Annotated in this window: 19 protein-coding genes and 1 pseudogene; 6 read left to right on the forward strand and 14 right to left on the reverse strand. The window is 38.8% G+C overall.

Annotation, left to right across the window (positions count from 1 at the left end; genetic code table 11):
- Position 1 precedes the first annotated feature (1 nt).
- Positions 2-391 (reverse strand): single-stranded DNA-binding protein, encoded by a 390-nt coding sequence (locus FAZ19_RS11065; RefSeq protein ID WP_136820789.1) that lies wholly within the window; start codon positions 389-391, stop codon positions 2-4.
- A gap of 176 nt (positions 392-567) precedes the next feature.
- Between FAZ19_RS11065 and FAZ19_RS11070 the strand changes: the two genes are divergently transcribed.
- The gene (locus tag FAZ19_RS11070; protein ID WP_136820790.1) at positions 568-921 is read left to right on the forward strand and encodes a hypothetical protein; all 354 of its coding nucleotides are present in this window, start codon (positions 568-570) and stop codon (positions 919-921) included.
- A 37-nt stretch (positions 922-958) separates the two neighbouring features.
- On the opposite strand, the gene FAZ19_RS11075 is transcribed toward FAZ19_RS11070, so the two are convergent.
- Both FAZ19_RS11075 and FAZ19_RS11080 read right to left on the reverse strand, forming a co-directional pair.
- Positions 959-1816, reverse strand: a complete 858-nt coding sequence (locus FAZ19_RS11075) for an aminotransferase class IV (RefSeq protein ID WP_136820791.1) — start codon at positions 1814-1816, stop codon at positions 959-961.
- Positions 1817-1827: 11 nt separating this feature from the next.
- A complete protein-coding gene (locus tag FAZ19_RS11080) occupies positions 1828-2865 on the reverse strand; it encodes an RluA family pseudouridine synthase (protein ID WP_136820792.1) in 1038 nt (345 codons plus the stop codon).
- Between the two features lie 39 nt (positions 2866-2904).
- On the opposite strand from FAZ19_RS11080, the gene FAZ19_RS11085 reads away from it, so the two are divergent.
- A complete protein-coding gene (locus tag FAZ19_RS11085) occupies positions 2905-3843 on the forward strand; it encodes a 1-aminocyclopropane-1-carboxylate deaminase/D-cysteine desulfhydrase (RefSeq protein ID WP_229707501.1) in 939 nt (312 codons plus the stop codon).
- Here FAZ19_RS11085 and FAZ19_RS11090 read toward each other — a convergent pair.
- The gene (locus FAZ19_RS11090) at positions 3840-4178 is read right to left on the reverse strand and encodes a cupin domain-containing protein (protein ID WP_136820793.1); all 339 of its coding nucleotides are present in this window, start codon (positions 4176-4178) and stop codon (positions 3840-3842) included. The two genes, FAZ19_RS11085 and FAZ19_RS11090, sit on opposite strands and share 4 nt — an antisense overlap.
- Positions 4179-4527: 349 nt before the next feature.
- On the opposite strand from FAZ19_RS11090, the gene FAZ19_RS11095 reads away from it, so the two are divergent.
- Entirely contained in the window at positions 4528-7077 is a 2550-nt protein-coding gene (locus FAZ19_RS11095) for a DUF5686 and carboxypeptidase-like regulatory domain-containing protein (protein WP_229707499.1), read from the forward strand.
- Between the two features lie 42 nt (positions 7078-7119).
- On the opposite strand, the gene FAZ19_RS11100 is transcribed toward FAZ19_RS11095, so the two are convergent.
- The 3 genes from FAZ19_RS11100 to FAZ19_RS11110 all read right to left on the reverse strand — a co-directional run bounded on the left by FAZ19_RS11100 (position 7120) and on the right by FAZ19_RS11110 (position 11453).
- Entirely contained in the window at positions 7120-8718 is a 1599-nt protein-coding gene (locus FAZ19_RS11100; protein WP_136820794.1) for a M60 family metallopeptidase, read from the reverse strand.
- A 196-nt stretch (positions 8719-8914) separates the two neighbouring features.
- Positions 8915-9523, reverse strand: a complete 609-nt coding sequence (locus tag FAZ19_RS11105; protein ID WP_136820795.1) for a GDSL-type esterase/lipase family protein — start codon at positions 9521-9523, stop codon at positions 8915-8917.
- Positions 9513-11453: a cyclic nucleotide-binding domain-containing protein gene (locus FAZ19_RS11110; RefSeq protein WP_136820796.1), complete on the reverse strand. Its 1941-nt coding sequence runs from the start codon at positions 11451-11453 to the stop codon at positions 9513-9515. The genes FAZ19_RS11105 and FAZ19_RS11110 overlap by 11 nt, the downstream gene beginning before the upstream one ends.
- A 403-nt stretch (positions 11454-11856) precedes the next feature.
- Here FAZ19_RS11110 and FAZ19_RS11115 point away from each other — a divergent pair, with 403 nt between their 5' ends.
- Together FAZ19_RS11115 and FAZ19_RS24555 are read left to right on the forward strand one after the other, a co-directional pair.
- The gene (locus FAZ19_RS11115; RefSeq protein WP_136820797.1) at positions 11857-12498 is read left to right on the forward strand and encodes a metallophosphatase domain-containing protein; all 642 of its coding nucleotides are present in this window, start codon (positions 11857-11859) and stop codon (positions 12496-12498) included.
- 132 nt (positions 12499-12630) lie between these two features.
- A pseudogene (locus FAZ19_RS24555) lies at positions 12631-12741 on the forward strand (penicillin-binding transpeptidase domain-containing protein); the annotation flags it as partial.
- Positions 12742-12825: 84 nt separating this feature from the next.
- On the opposite strand, the gene FAZ19_RS11120 reads toward FAZ19_RS24555, so the two are convergent.
- Entirely contained in the window at positions 12826-14013 is a 1188-nt protein-coding gene (locus FAZ19_RS11120) for an MFS transporter (RefSeq protein WP_136820798.1), read from the reverse strand.
- 88 nt (positions 14014-14101) lie between these two features.
- On the opposite strand from FAZ19_RS11120, the gene FAZ19_RS11125 reads away from it, so the two are divergent.
- Positions 14102-14947: a helix-turn-helix domain-containing protein gene (locus tag FAZ19_RS11125; RefSeq protein ID WP_136820799.1), complete on the forward strand. Its 846-nt coding sequence runs from the start codon at positions 14102-14104 to the stop codon at positions 14945-14947.
- Positions 14948-15071: 124 nt separating this feature from the next.
- Here FAZ19_RS11125 and FAZ19_RS11130 read toward each other — a convergent pair whose 3' ends face one another.
- The 6 genes from FAZ19_RS11130 to FAZ19_RS11155 form a co-directional block, all read right to left on the reverse strand.
- Positions 15072-15830, reverse strand: a complete 759-nt coding sequence (locus FAZ19_RS11130) for an SDR family NAD(P)-dependent oxidoreductase (RefSeq protein ID WP_136820800.1) — start codon at positions 15828-15830, stop codon at positions 15072-15074.
- 166 nt (positions 15831-15996) lie between these two features.
- Positions 15997-16893 carry a helix-turn-helix domain-containing protein gene (locus FAZ19_RS11135; RefSeq protein WP_136820801.1) on the reverse strand — a complete coding sequence of 299 codons (897 nt, stop codon included), beginning with the start codon at positions 16891-16893 and terminating at the stop codon, positions 15997-15999.
- 63 nt (positions 16894-16956) lie between these two features.
- Positions 16957-17775 (reverse strand): SDR family NAD(P)-dependent oxidoreductase, encoded by an 819-nt coding sequence (locus FAZ19_RS11140; RefSeq protein WP_136820802.1) that lies wholly within the window; start codon positions 17773-17775, stop codon positions 16957-16959.
- A gap of 181 nt (positions 17776-17956) precedes the next feature.
- Complete coding sequence (locus FAZ19_RS11145) at positions 17957-18709, reverse strand: NADPH-dependent F420 reductase (protein ID WP_136820803.1); 753 nt, start codon at positions 18707-18709, stop codon at positions 17957-17959.
- 267 nt (positions 18710-18976) lie between these two features.
- Entirely contained in the window at positions 18977-19732 is a 756-nt protein-coding gene (locus tag FAZ19_RS11150; protein ID WP_136820804.1) for an NADPH-dependent F420 reductase, read from the reverse strand.
- A gap of 39 nt (positions 19733-19771) precedes the next feature.
- Positions 19772-20569 carry an NADPH-dependent F420 reductase gene (locus FAZ19_RS11155; protein WP_136820805.1) on the reverse strand — a complete coding sequence of 266 codons (798 nt, stop codon included), beginning with the start codon at positions 20567-20569 and terminating at the stop codon, positions 19772-19774.
- Between the last annotated feature and the right edge of the window lie 15 nt (positions 20570-20584).

A 20584-nucleotide genomic window follows, 5' to 3' on the forward strand; every position in this document is an offset into this window, starting at 1 on the left:
TTTAGAAAGGAAGATCGGCATCATTTCCCTCTTCCGTCCGAGAATCAACTTCCCTGGAAGTATAATCCAATGCCATGAAATGGTTTACCTTAATTTCTGCTACTGAACGTTTTATCCCTTGGCTATCAACATATTCCCGGTATTGTAGGGGGCCCGATACTAAAATTTGCGCCCCCTTCTTACCATACTTTTCTACCGCCCTATTCAACTCACCCCATACCACACAGGTATGCCATTGCGTCGTTTCTTTCCATTCGCCATTACGTAATTTTATACGCTCATTGGTTGCTAAACGCAACGTACAAACCTTTGTGTCCTGACTAGTTGTTTTGATTTCCGCATCGGCACCTAAACGTCCAATTAATTGAACTTGATTCATTAAAGCATTCATAATCTTAAAAATTTAATTGTAAAATATTATTTAATTTAACCTAAACAACGAATAGCTTCTGTGCTATTGATTGAAACAAAGGTCGGAGACTTATTAAATATTATTCGTATATTAAATGTTTATTACCGACTATAACCGTTTGTAAACGTTTACAATTAGATATAAACAACTCAAGTATGGATAAAAAATTATGCTTAGAATGTCATAAACCAATAAAAGGTCGGGCGGACAAACGCTTTTGTGATGATGCTTGTAGAAATGCATACAACAACCGATTAAATGGCGACCAAAATAATACAATCCGTAATATTAATTATATACTACGAAAAAACAGGAGAATACTACAGGCTTTCTTAGGAAAGGAAAAGCTAGTTAAAATTCCGTTAGAAAAGCTTCAAAAAGAGGGGTTTAAGTTTGATTACCAGACCCATTTGCTTCACACCAGTAAAGGACAATCTTATGTTTTTGTGTACGAATATGGTTACCTCCTTCTGGAGCACAACGTATGCTTGATCGTTAAACAGAAATAATTAAAACCTAAAAAACTATCAGCTGATGAACCGCTCATTATTCTGTTTCTTGGTAATTCCAGCTGATTAGTTTTTCTTCTAGGATACGTGCCATTTTATTAAAATAACGCTTTTGCTTATACCCCATGACCCACTGGATACCTTGAACGGCATTCGTACAAAAAATCTCATCCGCGCGCTTCATTATTTCAGGACTGATCTGCGCTTCAACGACGGGAATCCCTTCGTGTTCGGCCATATCCATTACGACTCGACGCATTACACCGTCGATGCACCCTTCAGACAGCGCCGGTGTATACAATGTCTTTTCGTAATACACGAATATGTTCGAGGTTAACGCCTCGCATAAATAGCCCTCCTGATTTAACAACAACACATCGTCAAAAGAGAACTTTTTCTTGTGCAATCCAGCTAAAACATATATCAGTGAATTATTGGATTTGATACCCGATAGATCACTATATGATTTTTTATACTCGGTATAGAGGTCCACAATTAACCCCACTTTCCTGTCGCGTAGGGTCTCATCTATTTTATGCACCTGAAAAACAAAGACGGGTCTATTCGTTTGTGGACTGTAAAGCCCTCCACCATCCCTAAATACGATCAAACGAATGCGAAGACGTTTCCCTACCATATTATTCTTCCGAATAAGTTCCTCTGCCCTACTCCGAATAAAGAATTCGTCAAATTTGGTATATTCATCCAAGTGCAGCATTTTCATGCTCTTTTGCAATCTTTCAACGTGAAATTTCAGAAATCGAATGTCCCCGTCTTTCCATAACATGGTTTCAAAAAGACCATCCCCATAGCGGAAGGCGCGATTTTCAACTGTCATCACAGACGTATCCTCCGGCACAAACGTGCCGTTGTAATTAATATAATGTATCGGCATAAATGAATATTCTATTTTACTTCGTGACCCGTGGCATAATTACGCCACTTCTCTAACACTAAACGAAAATCTTCCGGTATTGGTACCTCGAAGTGCACTGTTTTCTTTGATGTGGGATGCACAAAGCCGAGTGCCCGTGCATGTAAAGCCTGTCGTGGCATCATCTGAAAACAATTTTCGACAAATTGTTTATATTTATTAAATACAGTCCCTTTCATAATACGATCTCCGCCATAAGCAGCATCGCTGAATAAGGGATGACCTATCGATTTCATATGTGTCCGTATCTGATGCGTACGGCCTGTCTCTAACTGGCATTCAATTAAGGTAACATAGCCCAAACGTTCTAAAACTGTATAATGTGTCACCGACCACTTACCCTGATCTGGCTCTTTATACATCTCCATCACTCTGCGGTCTTTCATATTGCGCCCTATATATCCTGATACGGTACCGTTTTCGGCGACATCTCCCCATACAAGCGCTACATAACGACGTTGTATAGAGTGCTCATAGAATTGTTTAGCTAAATAGGTCATGGCCCATTCGTTTTTCGCAATCACCAACAGTCCTGAGGTATCTTTATCAATCCGATGTACAAGTCCAGGTCGCCCTGTATTTCCAGCCATATTTGGCAGCTGATTTAAATAGAAAGCCAATGCGTTAACGAGCGTACCGGTGTAGTTATTAAAGCCTGGATGTACGACCATACCTGCCTCTTTATTGACAATCAGTACATCTTCATCTTCATAGGTGATATTCAATGGAATATCTTCCGGATATACTTCCGTATCGCGTGGTGGATCAGGTAGTAACATGGTGATCACATCTAATGGTCTCACCTTATAAGAGGCCTTTACAATTTTATCATTCACCCGAACAGTATCTGCGTCGATAGCATTCTGAATACGATTTCTAGACGTATTCTCTACTCTGTTCATCAAGAATTTATCCAAACGCAACGGAGCTTGTCCCTTATCCGCCACAATGCGGATATGTTCAAATAATTCCTGATCTTCTTGTTCTAGTAATTCTAAATCCTCTGCCATTGCACAAAAGTAAGGCAAATAGGTCAAAATCTCTTAACTTTGAAGCAAGAACATGAATTAAATATAACAGCAATCGAATTGACACTTGATTTTTATAGTCCCGAGGAGGAATTATTTCTTCCATTATTTAAAGAAAAGCAGGTACGGGTTTTCGTTAAGCGAGATGATTTGATCCATCCTTTTATTTCAGGAAACAAATGGCGTAAACTTAAATATGCGCTAATATCGGCAAAGGAAAACAAACAAGATACGCTGGTTACATTTGGAGGAGCCTGGTCCAATCACCTGCTCGCCACTGCTTGCGCCGGAGCCATGTTCGGTTTTAACACTATAGGATTCGTCCGCGGTGAAAGTGTCTCCAATCCCGTTCTCGCGATGTGTAAACTCTATGGAATGGAACTGGTATTCGTGACCCGAACCGAATACAAACACAAAACGGATTTATTTCTTCAACGGTTCGAAAGCGGCAGCAATGCGCTATTTATTGATGAAGGTGGTTATGGGCCTCACGGTATGCGAGGTTGCTCCGAAATAATCGCTGAATTAAAGCATGCATATAACCATATTTTCTGTGCTGCTGGTACCGGCACCACGTTAGCCGGATTGGCAACAGGAATTTCGGATCACAAGTTGGAGCATACACAACTTCACGGAGTCCCTGTCTTAAAAGGAGGTGCTTTTATCGAAACAGAAATGAAAAATCTTACCGCGCCTATACAACAATTAACATTGCATACGGATTACCATTTTGGCGGATACGCCAAGACGACCCCCGAATTATTCCATTTTATTCAAGAATTTGTCTCCAAAACAGGTATGATGATCGAACCTGTGTATACCGGAAAACTTTTCTATGCCCTCCACGATCTAATAAATAAAAACACCTTTTCGCCGGATGATAAAATACTCCTACTGCACACCGGCGGTTTAACTGGATTTCTGGGGATGTACGAGGAATTTACATCACTAAATATCTAGATAAAATCTGCTCTAAACGGTGTAAACGTATCAATTAATTCTCCCGCCTCGAGACATACACAGCCATGTACGAGATTAGAAGGTACCACACAGCCATCACCTTGGGAAAGAATCTGATCCTTCCCATCAATGCTGTAGCTAAATTTACCTGAAGACACATAGGACGTCTGTACATGTGGATGATGGTGCAGTTCTCCAACAGCTCCCGTTTCAAAACGGACCTTCACCAACATCATTTCCGGCGTATACCCCAGTACCTTTCGTTGCACACCTTTTCCCAGATCCTGCCACGCTATTGAATCATCCTTAAAAAAAATATCGTCTTGCTTATTCATATCTAAAATTTCATCACAAACATTTTTATCGCTCGTCCGAGCCAAAGATACGCCGATCATTTCAGTTTAGAACTATATACTTTGCTACGATTAATTTTTCGCTTAAGTATCTATATCGGTAGTCATTTTGTCATTTTAAAGATAGCATATCATCTAATTATCATCTATTCGTCAAACTCACTTTTATCATTTTATAATAAGAAAAATATCCATTTAATTTGCATCAGATTTTTTGAACTTTTACCTCAGAAAGTCAAAATGATTTAATTTATATTTTATGAAATGCTCATGTTCCCGCAAATGTAAACATACATGACTATTCCATACAACCACTAGATACAATATACATATGAATACTATGATAAAGAAAGGCATCTTGCTATTTCTATCTATTCTATCCTTTATTAACATATCTGCACAAGATCTGCAGATACGGGGCCGCGTGTTAGACGCCCAGAATAAGGAAGCCTTATCTTTTGTAACCGTTGCGGTAATTGGTTCGACACAAAGCACCTATACCGATGATGATGGCAATTTTAATCTTAAAGTGCCTTCACCACAGTCCAAGATACGAATTTCGTATGTAGGATATGAAAGTCAGGACTTGCAATCTAATACACTCACATCGCCTGCTGAGATACTTTTAATTTCGGAGAATCTAATCGAGGAAGTCGTGGTCAAAAGACCCAAATTAAAGTATTCGAACAAAAATAACCCCGCGGTAGAACTAATCAGACAGGTCATCGCACATCGTGATGAAAACAGATTAACGGGGCAACAGTATGTGGAATATGAGCAATATGAAAAGATTTCAATGGGGATAAGCAATTTATCCGAAAAATTCAAAAATCGAAAAGCATTCAAAGATTATCAATTTCTATTTCAAAAAGACGATTCTGTACAAACCGGTGATAAATATATTCTACCCGCTTTTATTGAAGAAAAAGTGTCTAAGGTATATTATCGGAATGACCCCAAAAAAAACAAGCAGTATATTCTGGCCGAGCGGAGGGCAGAATTTGACCCCAGATTTGTTGACAACGACGGTTTAGGAAGTTATTTCTCCAACCTGTATCAGCATATAGACATATATGATAATAACATAGCCTTGTTGACCAACCAGTTCTTGAGTCCTATCGCGAATAGTGCGCCGACTTTTTATAGGTATTACATCACCGATACCATTAAGACCTCTACCCCTTGGTTGGTGGAGTTAAGCTTCTTTCCCCGTAGTAATGACTTCTTGTTTCAAGGTAAGTTGTACGTGACGCTAGATGGTCAGTATGCCGTGCAGTCTACGCAGATGAAAGTAAATGAAGATATTAACTTAAATTTTGTTAGAGATCTCAGTATTGAGTTGGCTTTCGAGAAGGACAACAAAAATAAATACTACTTAACGAAAAGCGGTCTGGGAATTGATTTTTCCCTGACACAAAAAGGAAGTGGGATTAGAGGTAGCCGTATGGTCTATTATACTGATTATATTAATGGCAAAGTACAACCCGATAGCGTCTATGCCGGCGAAGCCATTGTGAAAGTTCCAGAGCCAACTACCATAAACGACAAAGAGGGATACTGGGCTTCACTGCGTCACGAACCGTTGAGTAAATCAGAACAAATAATATATTCCAATATTGACACGTTGCAAACGATTCCGTCCTTCAGAAGATTCATGGATATCAGCAGCTTAGTGCTTTCTGGATACAAGCAAGCTGGCCCTGTAGAAATTGGACCGATAAACACCTTTTATAGTTACAATCCGGTAGAAGGTCTACGTCTTCGTGTAGGTGGTCGTACAACGGAATCCTTTAGCACGAAGTTCTATTCAGAGGCCTACATGGCGTACGGTTTTGTCGACAAGAAATGGAAGTATTTTTTAAGTGGCACTTATTCTTTGAATAATAAATCGGTTTATAAATTTCCACAGCATTATATCCGGGCCTCTGTACAACGAGACACCAAAATCCCCGGACAGAATCTAGATTTTGTTCAAGAAGACAACTTCTTGTTATCCTTCAAAAGAGGGGAAAATGAAAGCTACCTTTATAACGATATCTATCGGTTGGAATATAAAGCGGAATTCGAAAATCGCTTCACGATTTCAGCTGGTTTAAGCAAGTGGAGACAGCAACCTGCGGGTGTACTTCGTTATCAATTAACGCAGGAAGACGGCACTCCTCATTTTCTATCGGAACTGAATACATCCGAAGTATCCATCGGATTACGCTACGCACCTCATGAGGAGTTTTATCAAGGAAAATTATACCGTACGCCAATTTTTAATAAATATCCTATTTTCACGCTAAATTACACGGCCGGTATCAAGGGTTTTATGGAGGGCGACTACAACTACCACAATTTTACAGCCGGGGCTTTCAAAAGATTTTACTTGTCACAATTTGGCTTTGCGGATATCAATGTCGAAGGATCCTATATTTTAGGGGAAAACATTCCGTTTCCCCTGCTAACCGTACACCGCGCCAATCAGACTTATGCTTATCAATTGAATTCTTACAACCTAATGAATTTTCTGGAGTTTGTTTCCGACCATCATGTAGCATTAAATATGCAATATTATATGAATGGATTTATCTTAAACAAAATCCCACTACTGAAGAGGCTGCAGCTACGTGAGGTCTTCAGTTTCAAAGCCATATATGGAGGACTTCGGGATGAAAACAATCCAAGCCTCAATAATAATGTATTTGCATGGCAGAAGAATTTAGACGGAGAAGTATCTTCCTTCACCTTCGGACGTGAGCCCTATATGGAAGCAAGTGTGGGCTTGTCTAATATTTTCAAGTTTCTTCGTGTAGACCTTGTAAAACGACTCAATTACCTCGATAATCCCAATGTATCCGAATGGGGCGTACGTGCACGATTCAGGTTTGATTTTTAACTAAAGCAACCATTAACAATAATAAAGGCGCCTTTATTATTGTTAATCGGTCAAGGTCGTGATGTCTACTTTCGGACGTGATAGATTCATTGCCTTGATGGCATTTTTACACGAGTCGACCAGCTCTTGGGTCATATCGTAGGTATAGTTACCATAATCATTAAGTGTAAATTCGCCCACGTAAAAAAAGCCATAGCTGTCAAAAAAATCTGTCAGATCCACTTTACTGACTTCACAGGCTGTCTTTACAAAGTTTAATTGATGCACCGCAGGATTATTGTTTCCCATCATTCGATCGGATGCCCAATTGCCCCCCCGACCCCTTCCTTGCGGACGTTGCTCAGCAGCCTGCTTGCGAAACGCCTCAAACAAATCGGGATAAAAGTCTGTATTGCCACCGATTCCTTCAAAATACAGTTGCAATTGCCAGAATGGGACGAGACGGTTGAATACATCCGGATCCTGCAAATAGCTTATACCCTTATTAATAATACTATCTGTAGCCGATTTATAATTCCCTTGCTCTGCTACCCGTGTCGGATTTCCAAATGAACGCGTCACATATAAAGAAAAAAGATTATTACTCACCTCTCCTAGTCCACCCCAATTAAAAGCCGGACGTGTCTGATGCACATGTCCAACCTCATGACTAAATCCCCAACACGGATCACCTTTTATCACTCGAGCAGGATCTACCACTAACGGCATGGCATTTCCAGGGTTGGTACCCATATAAGCCACCCCATCTCCGTCTCGGAACATATAATAATTATAATTAACTCGAGATAATATTTTATTGTCTGGTACTTTATTGTGCTTTATAAGTCCCATAATCCGATGCTGTCGGTATATTAGAGAGTCATAGTTAGCAATAAGTTCCACTCCCCTACCGTAAGCATATTGTTTACAAGCTTCTACCGGATAAGCAATTTGAATATGCTTTCCTATCGCATCAATAATTGGATAAACGGCGTGATCAAGTAGTCTATTCCAGTCTGCATCTGTATGCTTTGCTGCGTCAAAGTAACCATTAACCTGTCCATTTAAAAAGTGAACCTGTACGGGTTGCTCTTCCTTCGGTGTAGCCGAAAAATAATCTATATAAGCCAAGCTCCCGAAAGCTGTTAATTCGATGATATTGATTCCATTTCGAAGCTTGAATTCCACCTTTTCTATCCCCCAACCCTTTGGATCTTTTGTGGGTTCGATGCCCTCAGGTGCTCTACGGTTCCAATTGGGGACAATCAGGTTAACTTCTTTATCCCCTGTTATCCCGTCGACAAGGATGATGTGCCTTCCTTTGGGAAGGTACACACCAGTGATATTTTCATATTTGCTATAACCATCTCCTATACTCAACTCCCTTCCCAATATAGAAGGCGAGAGCAGCGCCGGGTAACTTGCGTAACGGTATGCCGTTTCGTATTTATCAGCAAGTAATTGGAGAGCAACCTCTTTGATCTGCGGATCTGCAATTTTATCAATATCGGCTTTCTTTACGCCCTTCTTTAACTTCAACGCCAAGGGATCTTCAAATACAGTTAGCGAAGCATATGCATTTTTAATTTCTTTCGCCGTTTGGGCAATTAAGGGAACTGCAACAGTAAAATTTACAGCTATAAATAACAAAAGTCTTTTCATCTCGTATTTTCTTTTAGTTTTTGGACTCCCTTTATTGGGGTTATTAGTGCCCTAAGATAATTTCATTCGGTAACGAAAAGGCATGAGCCACTGTACCAAAATTATTACAGAAGATGAATTCAAGGTTATTGATATTAATCAACCGTTTGACTAATTTTTACGAGCAGATCGTGAATGACATCCACAATAGACAGAATTAGGGAATTAATAACGCAGTTCTTATCGTTGAAGACCATATTTCATACCCTCCTTTATTGAGATGAAGGCCATCTTCTTGATAATAACGCAAGCAAGGTTTTCCAGTCCCGTCTATTAATCGATGGAAAGTATTTATAAATAATATATCGTTTTCACTTGTGTAATATTTAATTAAATCATTCGTTTTAATAACCTTCTCTAACAATAGAAGTCGATCAGGACTGGGCTTAATACTTACAACCGCAATATGAATTTCTGGGAATGCTTTCTGGATCAACGACACCAGTCTTTTTAAGTCCTGAAGCACAGTTGCAGGAGCCTTCCCTTGACTCAGATCATTATCTCCAGCATAAAGGACAATATATTCGGGATTTAAACAGGCAAATAGCTCAGGAAAAAAATAAATACAGTCTTCATATGTTGACCCTCCAAATGCTAGATTGATTAGGTGACAGGGAGCCAGATCCTCTTGCATGTCTTCCCACAAACGAAAGGTAGAACTTCCATAGAATGCTACAAGTCCAGACTTCTCAGGAATTTGCCTTACCTTAGCACGCAATAACTCTATTTCGTTTCTCCATTGTATTTCTATATTGTTAATCTGCATACATTTTTTTATTGCTTGCGCTTTGTATTTGTTCCTTTAATTTCTTTACTTCTCCCTTGAATTCTATATGATAGTCTCTTACAAAGTCCTTAATGTTTTCAACACCCTTGAACGAAGGATGCTCACTGATCCTAAATGCAGGTAATATTTTGCAATATTTGGGTGCACCGTCAGCTTTTTTATCAAAGTTCAAAAGAATGATGGGTACAATAAAAGGTTCTGGATCTTTCATCAATGCCAGTTTAAATGCGCCTATTTTAAATGGACCAGGGATATCATCTTCTGTACGATAAGAGGTTCCCTCGGGGCTAATGATAAGATTATATCCTTTATCCAACGTAGCTATTGCTTCGTCAAAAAAAAGTTCATTCATCTGATCTTGTTTATCAAGTGATGATACAGCAGAATGCGATGTAGCCACATTAATATACCCTAATTTTTCGTAATAATTTTGATGAGCAAATTCCTGCGATTGCGCGATACGAACCACCCGGATGCCTGGATCATTGTATTTGCGATAAAGTATTTCAGCGCTAATAAAATGGGAATCTAAGGTGATTTGAAAATTATTGTTGAGCGTATAAGCAGGATCATTTATCAAATGGTTATAAATCACTATATTACCCGTACTTTCCGGCAAATTAGTATACCCCTCTACCTCGAAATTAAACAAGTTACACAGATTTTGCGTCTCAATAGCACAGTCCTTACGGATTTCTAATTCACTTTTGCTTGCGAGGCTGTCGGTTACAGTAGTGTATACTTTCTGTAATTGGTGCAAAAAATTAACCTCGCCAATAGTCGCTTTCATCAATTCCAAACACATAGATGCCAACCGGCGTTCCTTTGCTTGCCCCCTAACCAATAAATCTTGTAGAATGTTAATAGCCAAAGATTTAGTCATTTTATTCCTCAACAAATGAGGAATTTTATGCAATTCGGAAGATACGTGTATTAACGTCTGATTCTGTCGAATAAGGTAACGGATTGTAAGCTCATCATAGTTAAAATTAAAGCTGAGATATCGCACAAATGCAGCATTGATATAATTGTCTATAAGCCAATTCATACGAACGTAAAAGATAAACTTCATTTTTTCATCTTTCTCTATCAAATCAAACACACTAGACCAACTTACAAAATACAATTTGGTACTCTGTACTGCTTCAATAGTACAAAATTCGGGTTCACCAAAATATGTAGACCAGCCGACCACATATCCGGCATTCTGTACCGACCACTGACTCAGCGTTCGCTTATCTTCGTATCTTTTAAGTGATAATTTTCCTTCGCCAAGAATATATATCCCATCGGACAAAGAGTCCTGACAGCATACCACATCCTTTAATTCATACGTCTTTCTACACGCATGCTGTGCTAACTTAGCTAGTATCTCATCGTCAAAAAGACCGAAAAAAGGTGATTTCTTAAAAAAAAGCGTTAGCTCACCACTATTAATAGGTTCTTCATTCGCTTTATAAGGCGCTAATACGGCCCCTTTAGGGACATATTCATTTCGCGACAAAACCTTTCTTTGCCAGAAAAGAGCTTCTTTCAATAAGTTGTATTGAATTTTACAGACATGTTGCTGCAACTGGAAATCCTTGATTGTATGTAAAAAAGAATGCTCATTATTTAATGGTACACGATAGAACGTAGCTTGTGGAGACGATACAATAATATCTTTTGTATTTCGACTATCAAGCTCTAGTCCATTCCAACCAATAGGAAACATTTCTATCGCAAACTCACACACTTCGACAGCCGGAAACCTCTCGTCCAATACCATGATAAAGCTAATTGAGCCTTCGATTAACCAATGAATATATTCTATCTTCTGATGAGCACGGCTTACATAGTCTTTCTCATTCATTGTGATCAACTGACCGTCAGGAAAGTAATTTTTTAAATACGCCAAATCTATTATCACAAATAATTCGTTTTATCTGTCAAAAAAAACTGTAAAAACTACAATATTTTACAACACCCCGCTAATAATAAACAAAAAAATACAAAAATGTTCTTAAAAACCAAAAACTTTAATCAAAATAACAAAATAGAATGAATTTTCCTCACAAAAAGAAACAAAAATACACGAATAACTTATATAAAAGACAAAAAAAAATCGAAAACAACAATAAACATTCGTTAACGACAGAAATTCCCTCCTCTATTTATGTGAATTTAAATTCATTATAAAATAATTTCATGAGTATATACGCTTTAACCCGGAGATAACAAAGATCGGAGAGATCGAGTGCCAAATTCCAAAGAAAATTCGTGATTCTCATTTTTTAACTAACTTTACTATTTAAACAAAAAACAGTAATTTCTTGAAAAATAAGCCTTTAAAAATTGTAGCCATATCCGATACACATGGGCAGCATAGATCACTGAAACTGACCAAGGGTGATATAATCATTCATTCCGGAGACGTGAGTAAATCCGGGCGACCTGAAGAGATTCAGGATTTTTTGGACTGGTTTTCTAAATTGAAATTTGCACATAAAATATTTATTGCAGGAAATCATGATTTTCTCTTCGAAAATGAACATACCGATGTGCTCAGCAAAATGATTCCTGAAGGAGTTACTTACCTCAATGATTCCGGTGTAGAAATAGTCGGAATCAAGATATGGGGTTCGCCGGTTACCCCTTGGTTTAATGATTGGGCATTTAATCGAGACCGAGGCAGCGAAATAAAAAAACATTGGGATTTGATACCTAATGATACAGATATACTAGTCACACACGGACCACCTTTTGGAATTTTAGACGAAACGGTCTACGGAAAACGAACTGGATGTGAAGAGTTACTAGTGCGGGTTTCCCAAGTAAAACCTAAATATCATATTTTCGGGCATATTCACGAAGATTATGGACAATTCATCAAAGGAAAAACCACGTTTATAAATGCTAGTGTTTTAGATGATTGGTATGATATGAAGAATAAGCCGTTTGAGCTGTGGGGCTAATTATCCGAATCCCTCCTAAAAAATAAAAGCCCAACTTTCGTTGAGCTTTATTTTGTGGAGCCGGAGGGTGTACTGGAAGGCAAACTTAAGTGTTATAGTTGTCTTAAGCCAATGATTCAAGTTTAATTTTCTTTTTTTGCTACCCGAATTTTCTAGGACAGGAAATTGAATTTATCAAATTTCGGAAATCGCAGAAAGGATATTACAAAGGCTATTTTTAAAGAAGTAAAAATTATTTATTAAAAGCCAGTGGATGATCTTAAAAATCAGCGCTTCTGTGTGGAAGCGCTGATTTTTTATTATATAGCTTTCGTCTGCTCTCGCTATTTAATACTGTTCACATGGAGATGCTACCTGCTTCAATTCACTTGCCTGCTCGTTTTCTGATATATCTTTGGGGAAGGTCACAAAACTCACAATAAAAGTCACGGTCAACAATAAAATGCTGACCCACAACACATAATGAACGCCGTAATAAACACTGACTAGCCCTCCTAGAAATGCGCCTAACGATATTCCAATATTAAAAGAGGATGTCAATAAACTATTGACAAATTCTAAGGCGTGATGGGGAACGGATTGGGTTGTTCGGATATTGGATACCAAAAATCCTCCGGTATGGATCATGCCCCACAGGGATACGAGGATGACCATGGGAATATAATGCCCTCCAAAATAATAGGCTAGAATCTGTACCGTCACTAACAAGATTAAAAACACTCTAGCAGTTAAGAGCACATTGCGATTCAATGCCAGTCCCATAAGCCAATTGCCTAAAGTTCCCATTCCACCGAAAAGAAGCAGCATCATACTGATCTGTACACTGTCCATCTTGGTGATCTGTTCTAGATAAGCTGTAATGTAAGTGTAACTGGCAAACATGGCTGCTAGTGTAGCTATGGTAGAAATTAGATTGAGCCATAAAAGCGGGCTTTTCAACACCGCGACCTGATTCTTGGTGGATATCGCTTGATCTGCTGGAATAGAGGGTATAAAGAGCAATAGGCCAATAAAAGCAATTAAACTGATCGCACTGCTAAGGAAGAATGATGCTTGCCAGCTCTGGAAGAGGTCTACGGCATAAGTGGTCAGGGGAATACCGAGCACCGTGGCCAAGCTTAATCCCAACATGACGGTAGACACCCCTTTGGCACCCTTTTCTTTGAATGCAATGGCGATCGCGATATTCCAGAATAATGGATGCAAGATCGCAGGTAATATCCGGGCGACCATCAACATGGTGAAATTGGTGGAAAATGCGGAGATTAAGTTCGAAAGAACAAATATACTCATGACCAGACAGAGCAAGAATTTTCGGTTTATTTTGGTCGTAAATGACGTGATAAAGGGGGAGGAAACGGCGACGGTGATCGCAAAGGCACTCAGTAGCCAACCTGCTGTATCGATGGATACGTCAAATTGCCGACTAATGGTCGGTAGGATGCCGACGATCCCAAATTCTGTGGTTATAATGCCAAAGGCTCCGAGCGCTAAGACGTAAATTGATGTTTTCATTAATTGCTAAAATTTATATTTAGCAAATTTGAACAGAAAAATTGTAAAAAATCAGTATATATTCATGATAAATAGGTATTTTTGTCTTATGAAACGAGAGAATATAGATGAATTGGTGAAGGTGGAATACCATCAGACAGCAAGCTGTCCTTTAAAGGATATCCAATTCTCCTTTTTCAAAATTGTATATGTCATTTCTGGAAAGGGATTTCTGAAGATAAACAACAATATGGCTTCATTTAGTGAAGGCAGCCTGATTCTCTTAACACCAAACGATCAGCACCATTTGGAAATCATTGAAAAAACGGAACTTTTGCTCGTCAAGTTCAGTGAACGTTATGTGAAAAATTACAAGTGGAACAGCATTAATTCGATGGAATGTCTGCTGTATGGTGCTTCGTATTTGTCTGGCTGTATCCTTCAAAATAAACCTGACATTGTCTTGGTTAATTCAATTGTGGACTCACTGCTCCACGGTATTCGTCATCCTGATCTGTACCAAGATGAGCTGACTTTAAATTATGTAAATGCTTTGATTGTGATCGCCGCACGAAATATCTCCAAGATGCGAGCAGAGCAAATTACTTCCAATACGGATAAAAGGGTAATTGATATTCTCAACTATATCCAAGGAAACATCCATGATCCAGCATTGTTGAAAGTTGCGGCGATCGCTAAGAAATTCGGTTTTTCAGAAACCTACCTGGGTAGTTACTTTAAAAAGCAGTGCGGAGAAACGATCCAGCAATATATACTGAACTATAAAATGAGATTGATTGAACATCGGGTGCTATTCAGCGATATGCGTGTGAATGAAATCGTTACCGAGTTTGGTTTTTCGGATGAAAGCCACCTAAATAAGTTTTTTAAAAAGCGGCATCTGATGAGCTTAACGGAATTTAAAAAGACAAAAGGTATTAAAGGAGTGGCTTAATATCTTATTTTGATCAGCAATGCTGTATCACCATTTGGATTTCTTTTAAAATCAAGCATAGGAATAGAAAAGCCCATTCAACAGTCATTGAAATGGGCTTTTTCTTAGGCATATTTTTGGTAGATTAAATTCTATATCCTCCTGAAACCTCGATTCTTTGCGCATTTATCCATTTGGAATCATCGGAACAAAGGAATGCGACCACACTTCCAATATCATCCGGCAATCCTACTCTTCCTAGAGCTGCTTCGGAAGCTAAGTGTTTATTTACTTCTGACATGTCACGAACAACACCGCCACCAAAATCAGTTTCGATAGCACCTGGAGCAAGTGCATTGACTCTTATTTTTCTACTTCCCAGTTCCAAAGCTTGGTATCTTGATAATGCATCTATTGCAGCTTTCATAGCGCCATATGCAGAGTATCCTGGAGATGAGAATCTGGCCAAACCTGAAGAAATATTCACGATACTGCTTCCGTCCTTTAATAAGGGTAGTAGTTTCTGCGTTAAGAAATATGGACCTTTGAAATGGATATTTGTCATGAGATCGACGATTTCTTCCGTCATCGTTTCAAAGCTCTGGTTGATCCCTATGCCTGCGTTGTTTACGAGTGCATCCAGTTTTGCGGAAGAAAATTGTGTATCCAAGATGTTTTTCACTTCTGCTGTGAATTGATCGAAACCTGCCGTTGTTGAGATATCAAGAGATAATGCATATGCTTTTTGTCCGATACTCTCAATTTCCTTTACCACCTCATCGGCAAATTCTCTTTTGGTTTGAAACGTAAGGATAATATCGAAACCTTTTTTTGCAAGTTGCAAAACGGAATCTTTACCCAATCCACGGCTTGCGCCTGTTACTAATGCTATTTTTTGTGTCATTTTTTATTGTTTTATAGATTATGATGATGTTTTAGAACGCAGCATGTACTTTTTTATACGGTTGCTTTTTTAGATATTAACTTTAGAAGTCGGTATTTATTGCATCGTCTTTTAGACTAAAGAAAAATCGCGAAAGCATTTCTGGTTCTATCAAAGCGTTATATTTTCAATTTAAGAAGCTTCCTCTAAATTCATTTGGTGTACGCCCAACTTCTTTCTTAAAAAGACGTGAAAAATAGGTGGTATTTTCAAAGCCTAGCAGATACGAAATTTCAGAGATATTGAGTTCTCCTTCAGTCAATAAATTCTTTGCCTCACCGATTAAAAAAAGATGAATAAGCTCTAACGCCGTTTTCCCTGTCTCTTCTTTAAGCAGATCGGTTAGATAACGAGAAGAAATATTTAATTTTTCTGCCATTAAAGCGACTGTCGGCAATCCGATTTCTTTTGTTTTTCGTTCTTCAAGGTTAGCAACTAACAAGGCATTAAACTTTGTAACTGTCGCGCCGGTTAACTGCTTTCGGTTGATGAATTGTCTTTTATAGAATCGCTGTGCGTATTTTAATAAAGAATCCAGATGGCTGATAATAATTGATTTGCTGAGCTCGTCCGTATTATTATGGTACTCTTTTTCGATGTTGAAATACAAATTCCAGATGATATCCTCTTCTGCCGGAGAAAGGTGTAAGGCTTCGTTGACTTCATAGTCGAAATAACTGTACTTTTTGATTTCGTTGTACAGGGCTGTTCCGGCTAAAAAATCTTCATGGATAATGATTAGAAAGCCTTTTTCTTCTAGCATAACATTTTGGAATGCCACTTTCTGTAACGGTTTTATGAATGACAGCGAACCCCGGTCATGGTCATATTTAGTTTTACCATAAGACATGCTTCCGGATTTCAATTTTTTGAATCCGATGATGTAAAATCCAGAGGAAAATTCAAGTTTATTATTTCCCTTGCACATATCTTGTTCTCCATAAACCACACTAAAAAGTGGGTTTTCAGGTGGATTGATACCGAAAGCCTCGTGAAGTTCACTTATTTTGTTGAAATGGTCCATCTTTTTAAAGCCATATTAAAAACAGATTTCAGAAAATTCAGATTCTGCTTATTTTAAATTCTGTTAACCGTGTGCTGCTACGGAGACATCTTGCCAAGATTCCCAGGTTTTAAGACGCTCGGCGTAAGTGTGTTGTGTCCAGGTGAATGTGTTTTTGCCTAATAGTAGTCTTAATGGTGGATTTTCGGCATCAACTAAACTTAGGATAGCTGTAGCCGTAGCATCTGGATCGCCAGAATCTTGGTCTGCTGCGTGGTCATAGAAACCTTTTCTTATGGTATCGTAAGCAGCAACTGTTGTGCTGACCGCAAGAGAATTGTTTCCAAAGAAATCTGTAGCGAATCCGCCCGGTTCTACGATGGTTACTTGAATGCCAAAACCGCTTACTTCGCTTGCCAATGTTTCTGTAAGCCCTTCAACTGCAAATTTAGTGGCACTGTAAAGTCCCATTAACGGTACTGTATTTAATCCCAAAGCACTTGAAAGCTGAATAATCTGACCCGAATTTTGCGCACGCATAATTGGTAAAACCGCCTGAATCATCCATAATGAACCCAATACATTGGTTTCAAATTGCGCTCTTACATCGTCTTCGATAAGTTCTTCTACAGCGCCAACGTGTCCAAAGCCTGCATTATTTATGAGCACATCGATACTTCCAAAATGGTTTTTCGCGGTTTCAATTGCTTCAAAGCTTCCAATTCTGTCTGTAACATCAAGTTTAAGAACCAAAAGATTTGATGAAAATTCTTGATTCAGTTCTGCTAAGGTTTCAGGATTACGAACAGCTGCCACGACATTGTCGCCACGTCTTAAAAATGCTTCCGCCCAAATTCTTCCGAAGCCACGGGATGCACCTGTTATAAAAATTGTCTTTGCCATTCTATTATTTTTAAATATTTGATATGGACAAATTTCCGCAAATTTTTACCTGCTATTATGATACAAAAGTAGGCAATAATGAAACGTTTTTACCAACCTTTATTAGCCATCTCTACCTCCAGTATCGACTTCTATTGCCATATAAATTGATTTCAGTACGATATCATTTTGGGTTTTTAAATTAAATTTGTTGCAACATTTCTGAAGTCACAGAGCGGTTTACGGCTATAATTTCTTCGTACGAAGGGTGACCATCCATGTACCTCAATTTGTTAAGTATAAAATCTCTGATGGCAGGGGCTTTTTCTCTATTAGCTTTAAGAAGTGCCTGTTTTAACTCTCCTTTATTCAATTCAGTACAAAAGGCTGGCGTACCGAGCTGCTGTCTCCAGGATTCAGCAAGACTTCCGCTGTCAACGGTATCAAAGCCTATCTGATCAACGAGTTGACTGACTACTTTTTTATGTTCTTGGTTATCTCCAGCTATAGAAATTGCTATTCGATCCGCTGTGCCCGATGCTTTGCCTTTGTTTTTTAGGGAATATTCCAGTACATCGTTAAACACCTTAACAAGCGGACGGCCTAGCATTTCAGAAATGTAAACGCTTTCGGATATGTGCTCTAGCTCCGAAATTTCACCATCTCTTAGGGGAGTATAGTTAGAAGTGTCCATTATTATTACATCCTGAGGTACCTCTTTTAATAAATCCTGAGGTAAGCTTTTATACGCATTGAAGGGCATAGAGAAGAGGATAGCATCAACGCCTTTCACCACATCCTGTATGGTTGCCGCAGTCGCTCCTAAACCGGCAGCTATTTTTTCCAATTCAGGCATTGCCCTGGTATTGGTTACTTTTACCCGATGTCCAGCTTTAATTAATTTTTCTGCTAAAATGCTGCCAAGTGGGCCTGTTCCTACAATTCCTATATTCATGATTTTATGTTTATTTTATTATACTAGTTACTTTTCTTCTCAAAATTTATAATACTACAGAACCACTCTCGGTAAATACTTTTCTGAATGGTGGTTTAGGAAGTTCTAAAAATGCCGCGTTCCTGCAAAATGGGAAGTACGGGTTTTGAGAAATAGCGATGACAAAGTCTTGCGTTTGACGTCCTTTTTTCTTCAGCTTTTGTGATACAGAAATAGGCATTAATGAAACATTTTCACGAAATGCTATCCCTCTACTAATTCTATATTTTACTTTGTTTTTGGTTTTTTTTCAAACAATGCTCTATTGAATTTAACAACATCGGGATGAGACGGATAGCTTGACCTAGCTGAAAGCTCAACAATAGCTTTATCTCTCAAAATGGGTGCATTTTCTTTCACGCCGTCTGCCAACGCCTGTTTTAATTCTGCTGCATCTAATTCTGTACAGTAAGCTGGTGTTCCGGGCTGGTGTCTCCAGGATTCGGAAAGGTTACCCGAATCAACTGCATCGTAACCAGCATCATTAACCAATCCGGCTATTACCTTTTTTGCTTCGGCATCATCACCGGCTACAGCCATTGCAATTCTGTCTTCAGCACCAGGGTTTTTTCCACCGTTAGCAAGTGTTTCCGCCAGTAAGTTATTGAAAGCTTTTACTACAGGTCTTCCCAATTGTTCAGATACCCAAACACTCTCTACTTTTCCATTTTTGATTTCTTCAATGTCGGCATCGCGGAATGGATAATAATTGGAGGTATCGACCACAATTACATTTTTCGGAACGTCTGCAAACAAATCTTTGGGTAGAGTGGGGATGGCTATAGTCGGCAAAGATAAAATGATCACATCTACATCCTTTACAACATCTTTCTGATTTGCAGCCGTTACACCCAACTCCGCAGCACGGGCATTCAATTGATCGATGTCGCTTGCATTATTTATTTTCACTTGGTGACCGGCTGCAGCCATTTTTTTGGCGATTGTTCCGCCTATGGCTCCAGTACCTATTATTCCTATTTTCATATTCTGATTATTTTAAGAATTATTCTTATTGATTAAAATTTACTTTTTACTGTTTCTTGGTGTTAAGCCATTTATTGAACGGTTGATATCTACTGCGTGATCCACAAAGTCATCCGGATACTTTCCTGAAACCAGAATGTCGAAAAATTCCTGACCCAGATCTTTCATTGTTTCAAACGACAGGTTTTGCTTATCTACCAATGTTTGTCTGATTGCAGATGCCCTTGCTTTAATAAGTTCGTGTAATGGAAGGTCTGTGCAATATGCGGGACCGCAAGCCTGCTGTCTCCAGGAATCTTCCAATGGTCCTGCGTCCAGTGCATCAAATCCTACTTCATCTACCAATCCCATCACCAGATCTATTTCTTTCTGAACGTCTCCTGAAACTGCTATAGCAATTCTACCAGCACTGTTTTTCGGTTTTCCTTCAGCCAAAAGGCTATACGCACCGATATTACTAAAAGCTTTTACGACAGTTCGACCTAACTGCTGCTGTACCCAGACACTATTGACAGTGCCGTTTTCAATTTCTTCTATGCGTCCGTCCCGATGTGGCCAGTAGTTCGTTGTTTCTACAATGGTAACACGTTCTTCTAATCTACCTTTTAGGCTCTGTGCTAATTCTGGAATTCTTAGGAGAGGAATTGATAAAATTAAAACATCAATATCTTTTACAACTTCGTCCATATTAACTGCTTTTGCACCAATCTTGTTTGCCAGCTCCTGTATTTCACTCACACCTTTTGCATCAGCTAATGAAACGGTATGCCCTGAATCACTTAATTTTTTTGCTAGTGTTTTGCCGATCAGGCCGGCTCCAATAATTCCTATATTCATTACTTTATCTTTTTA

It is taken from the genome of Sphingobacterium alkalisoli, assembly GCF_005049105.1.
GTDB classification, from domain to species: Bacteria; Bacteroidota; Bacteroidia; order Sphingobacteriales; family Sphingobacteriaceae; genus Sphingobacterium; species Sphingobacterium alkalisoli.

Coding starts and splice junctions, on each gene's coding strand:
- FAZ19_RS11065 (WP_136820789.1), bottom strand. CDS start 391: ATGAATGCTTTAATGAATCAAGTTCAATTAATTGGACGTTTAGGTGCC.
- FAZ19_RS11070 (WP_136820790.1), top strand. CDS start 568: ATGGATAAAAAATTATGCTTAGAATGTCATAAACCAATAAAAGGTCGG.
- FAZ19_RS11075 (WP_136820791.1), bottom strand. CDS start 1,816: ATGCCGATACATTATATTAATTACAACGGCACGTTTGTGCCGGAGGAT.
- FAZ19_RS11080 (WP_136820792.1), bottom strand. CDS start 2,865: ATGGCAGAGGATTTAGAATTACTAGAACAAGAAGATCAGGAATTATTT.
- FAZ19_RS11090 (WP_136820793.1), bottom strand. CDS start 4,178: ATGAATAAGCAAGACGATATTTTTTTTAAGGATGATTCAATAGCGTGG.
- FAZ19_RS11095 (WP_229707499.1), top strand. CDS start 4,528: ATGAATACTATGATAAAGAAAGGCATCTTGCTATTTCTATCTATTCTA.
- FAZ19_RS11100 (WP_136820794.1), bottom strand. CDS start 8,718: ATGAAAAGACTTTTGTTATTTATAGCTGTAAATTTTACTGTTGCAGTT.
- FAZ19_RS11105 (WP_136820795.1), bottom strand. CDS start 9,523: ATGCAGATTAACAATATAGAAATACAATGGAGAAACGAAATAGAGTTA.
- FAZ19_RS11120 (WP_136820798.1), bottom strand. CDS start 14,013: ATGAAAACATCAATTTACGTCTTAGCGCTCGGAGCCTTTGGCATTATA.
- FAZ19_RS11125 (WP_136820799.1), top strand. CDS start 14,102: ATGAAACGAGAGAATATAGATGAATTGGTGAAGGTGGAATACCATCAG.
- FAZ19_RS11130 (WP_136820800.1), bottom strand. CDS start 15,830: ATGACACAAAAAATAGCATTAGTAACAGGCGCAAGCCGTGGATTGGGT.
- FAZ19_RS11135 (WP_136820801.1), bottom strand. CDS start 16,893: ATGGACCATTTCAACAAAATAAGTGAACTTCACGAGGCTTTCGGTATC.
- FAZ19_RS11140 (WP_136820802.1), bottom strand. CDS start 17,775: ATGGCAAAGACAATTTTTATAACAGGTGCATCCCGTGGCTTCGGAAGA.
- FAZ19_RS11145 (WP_136820803.1), bottom strand. CDS start 18,709: ATGAATATAGGAATTGTAGGAACAGGCCCACTTGGCAGCATTTTAGCA.
- FAZ19_RS11150 (WP_136820804.1), bottom strand. CDS start 19,732: ATGAAAATAGGAATAATAGGTACTGGAGCCATAGGCGGAACAATCGCC.
- FAZ19_RS11155 (WP_136820805.1), bottom strand. CDS start 20,569: ATGAATATAGGAATTATTGGAGCCGGCCTGATCGGCAAAACACTAGCA.